6 protein-coding genes are annotated in these 3576 nt (G+C 42.1%); 2 read left to right on the forward strand and 4 right to left on the reverse strand.

The features are described 5' to 3' along the window. The 4 genes from ACWB1W_RS05410 to ACWB1W_RS05425 all read right to left on the reverse strand — a co-directional run. Nucleotides 1-448 (reverse strand): prepilin peptidase (locus ACWB1W_RS05410; protein ID WP_479370367.1); only part of this gene is annotated, 448 nt, incomplete at its 3' end. Next, complete coding sequence (gene secF / locus ACWB1W_RS05415; protein WP_479370368.1) at nucleotides 448-1302, reverse strand: protein translocase subunit SecF; 855 nt, start codon at nucleotides 1300-1302, stop codon at nucleotides 448-450. The genes ACWB1W_RS05410 and secF, both read right to left, overlap by 1 nt. Continuing rightward, nucleotides 1299-1898, reverse strand: coding sequence for a ribosome hibernation-promoting factor, HPF/YfiA family (gene hpf / locus ACWB1W_RS05420; protein ID WP_479370369.1), 600 nt, complete (start codon nucleotides 1896-1898; stop codon nucleotides 1299-1301). The genes secF and hpf overlap by 4 nt, the downstream gene beginning before the upstream one ends. Next, nucleotides 1895-2167, reverse strand: coding sequence for a hypothetical protein (locus ACWB1W_RS05425; RefSeq protein ID WP_479370370.1), 273 nt, complete (start codon nucleotides 2165-2167; stop codon nucleotides 1895-1897). Before ACWB1W_RS05425 ends, hpf begins: the two co-directional genes overlap by 4 nt. Nucleotides 2168-2188: 21 nt before the next feature. Between ACWB1W_RS05425 and ACWB1W_RS05430 the strand changes: the two genes are divergently transcribed. Both ACWB1W_RS05430 and ACWB1W_RS05435 read left to right on the forward strand, forming a co-directional pair. Next, the gene (locus tag ACWB1W_RS05430) at nucleotides 2189-3070 is read left to right on the forward strand and encodes a universal stress protein (protein ID WP_479370371.1); all 882 of its coding nucleotides are present in this window, start codon (nucleotides 2189-2191) and stop codon (nucleotides 3068-3070) included. Continuing rightward, nucleotides 3067-3576, forward strand: a 510-nt coding sequence (locus ACWB1W_RS05435; protein WP_479370372.1) for a tetratricopeptide repeat protein, incomplete at its 3' end; no start/stop codon positions are given. The genes ACWB1W_RS05430 and ACWB1W_RS05435, both read left to right, overlap by 4 nt.

A 3576-nucleotide genomic window follows, 5' to 3' on the forward strand; every position in this document is an offset into this window, starting at 1 on the left:
CAATAGGTGTTATATCTTTTCTGAAAAAGGAAAAAATGAAGGATATTACCGTTCCGCCTATGCTTATCTGGGGTGGAATTATGAAGTGAAACCAGTCTATCAAAGATATGACAAGAAGTGCGGAAAAAAAGAAGTAGTAAAAAACTCCCTCAGGAGTAAGTCCCCACTTGTAGTATGATAAAACCGAAAGAATTCCGGAAGTGAACTCAATCAGGGGGTATTTTATGGATATCTTCTCTCCGCAGTATCTACACCTTCCCTTTAGCAGGAAAAAGGAAAGGAGGGGAAGGTTGTCATACCATTTTATCCTCTGCTTGCAATGGGGACAGTGGGAAGGGGGGTAAACGATGGAGATATTTCTCGGAAGCCTGTAAATGAGGACGTTGTAAAAACTTCCGAGTATTAATCCGAAAACGAACAGTGAAACGTATATTAGAGCTTCCTCCATCAGGCAGTCTGAACCTCTCTCTTTAGTAGCCTTGTTATATCAAGCACAAAGGAAGAAGCTACAAACACGGAGGAATAAGTTCCAACAATTACGCCCACTACGAAGGCAAACATTATGTTGGATAAGGCATGACCTCCCAAAAGGAATAATGCCAGTGCAGTTACGAGTGTTGTTAACGAGGTCATTACCGTTCTTGATAGGGTCTGGTTCACCGAGAGGTTCATCAACTCTTCAAGGGTGAAACCCTTCCTTTTTCTCAGGTTTTCCCTAATTCTGTCAAATATCACAACGGTGTCCGCAACGGAATACCCTGCGACTATGAGAATGGCGGATACAACCTCAAGGTTAACCTCCCTCTGAGTTATTGAGTAGGCACCGACAACCGCTATAACGTCATGGGCAAGGGCAAGTATCGCCCCCAGTCCCCATATAGGTTGAAATCTGAGACCGAGGTATATGAGAATTCCTACCAACGCTGTAAGTATGGCAAATATAGCCTTCCTCCTCAGCTCTTCACTCACAACACCGCTTATTCTTTCCTTCCTTATTAGTTCGTATTTCCCGAACTCGGAAAGAAGTTTTTCAAGTTCCTCCCTGCCCTTTACCTTTATTATGAAGTTTCCCTCCTTTGTTTCCTGAAGGAGAAAGCCCTTTAAACCCTTTTCTTTTAAGAACTTCCTGAGCTCGGAAATTTCAACCTTTTTCTCAAACCTCACCTCGTAAAGGGTTCCTCCCGTAAAGTCAAGACCCAGGTTCAAACCCCTAAAACCGAGGGAAATAAGACTGATAAGTATAATCAGGGTGGAAACGAGATAAGCAGGCTTCCTAAAATGCAGAAACTTTATCTCCTTCATAGATACCTACATCCCGTTGATATAAGACCGTAATTTCCGCCCCTTTTCCTGTATAGTATCTTTAACTGTCCGTCTGCTATGTCCACGAAGGGAATAAAGTATGCATGCTGTTCTTCAAGTTCCGCCTTTGCATCCTCAACGCTCATAGGTTTATCAACAACGAGTTCCTCTTCAACTATTTCGGGTCTTTCTCTCTCTTCCGAAACGGTTACCGCTTCGTGGAGCTGTTCTTTGAACTTTCTCGCTTCCCTTATCCATTCATGTCTTCTCTGTTTCAACTTTACGAGTTGTTTCTCAAGCTCGTCAAGAGCCTTATCTATTGCGGTAAATACGTCCGTATCTTCCTCCCAAGCGTGTATAGCTCCGTGGGGAAGGTTCTTCAGATAAAGGTGCATATCAACCCTGTAAAAGGTCGGGATGCTGTCTCCTGCAAAATCCTTTTGTCTTGCCCTCGTTGAGGATATTGCAACTACAGCCTCAACCTCGTCCTCGCCCACCTCCTTCAGATACCTCTTAAAGCGATTTAGTTTACTCTCAATAATGGCTTTCATAGCATCACTGATATGGACATCAACACCCCTATACTCTATGTTCATCTTTTCTCCTCCTTATACTCTTTCCAAACTTTATTATCAACGATTACACGTATTTTTTCAACGTCCCTCTCCACCCTCACCCTATCCTTAGCTATAACCTGAGTGCATAGCTTTCCTCTTTCCCTTTCAAGGTAAACTAACACCATGGCTCCCTTTCTTTTTATACCCTTCACAAAATAACAAGGGGAAGGTTTTTCTATAACAACTTCTTTGTAAGCGCCGGAACAGGAGATAACGCCGCTCAAGAAAAGTAAGCTAAGTTTATCCATAATCTATTAACATATACTTAAATGAGATTTCTCGTTCCCGTTGACTTCTCGGATATAACGAACCCATTAATACGAACGGTAAAGAGGATAATGGAAAGAGTAAGCTCAGAGGTGCACCTTCTTCACGTGATTCCCCCTATCGTTTACCTACCCTACCCCGAGACTATGGGAGTAAGCGTGATAGATATAGAGACCCTTGAGAAGGTAGAGGAGGAAAAGAAAAAGGATGCAATGGAAAAGCTTGAGGCTCTTAAGGATTTTCTCGGGAGGGAAAACGTAAACACCCACGTTGAGGTCGGAGACCCTGCGGATACGATACTTGAGTATGAAGATAGTATAAAACCGGACCTGGTGTTCCTGGGAGGTCATAAAAAAAGTCTCGTAGAGAAGATACTCATAGGTTCTACGACGGAAAAAGTTGTGAAACACGGAAAGGTTAGTGACTTTGTAATCAAGGGGGGTGAGGTTGAGTTTAACAGAACAGTTGTGATAGCTTACGATTTTTCAGAAACGAGTCAAAAGGCGGTTGATTTTTCCCTTAAATTCCTAAAGCCTTTCGGTGTTAGGGTGAAGATAATCCACGTTGAAGAACCCATTCATCTACCCGTTGTTGAAACCTTAAAGAAAAAGTTTGAAGAGAAGTTCAGGGAGGAAAAAAAGAAGCTCCTCACGGAGCTTAAAGATAGGTTTGAGAAGGAAGGACTGAAAGCGGAGGTTATTTACACGAAAGGTAAGAACCCCGTAGAGGAGATAGCCAATTACGTAAACGGAAACGAGGAGGTTGAGCTTTTAATCATAGGCTCTAAGGGGCTTTCCGGACTGAAGAGAATTATTCTCGGAAATACCGCAACAAAACTCCTCGGAAAACTGAACAAACCTGTTTTAATATATAAAGTCCAATGAATAAGCTGGTAATTCTCCTCTCGGCACTTAGCTTTGGTTTCTCTAATCCTTACTACGATGCCCTTATGTGTTCTTACCTCCTTGATAGTCCCAAGGAAGCAGAGAAATACTGCTACAGAGCCCTTGAGGAGTTCAACTCTCCAGAGCTTTACAAGGACTTAATAAGGATACTCATAAAGGAAAAGAATTACGAAGCAGCGGAAAAACTGGCAAGGGAATTTTTGAAACACTTTCCCAACGAAGAGGACGCATACCTATACCTTTACAACGTATATAAAATTCTCGGAAAGGACAGAGAAGCCCTGAAAGTTATAGAGGAAGCTTACAATTCTTTTCCTTACGACTCCCGAATACTTTTATTTTTAATAGATGAATACCTGAAGGGAAAAGACAAAAGAAAGGCAAAAAAAATCCTACTTGATTACATAAAGCTTAATCCCGATACCCCTCTCCCTTACTATCTCCTCGGAAGGATATACCTTATGGAGGGAAACACTTTAAAAGGT

Source organism: Aquifex sp., from assembly GCF_056494385.1.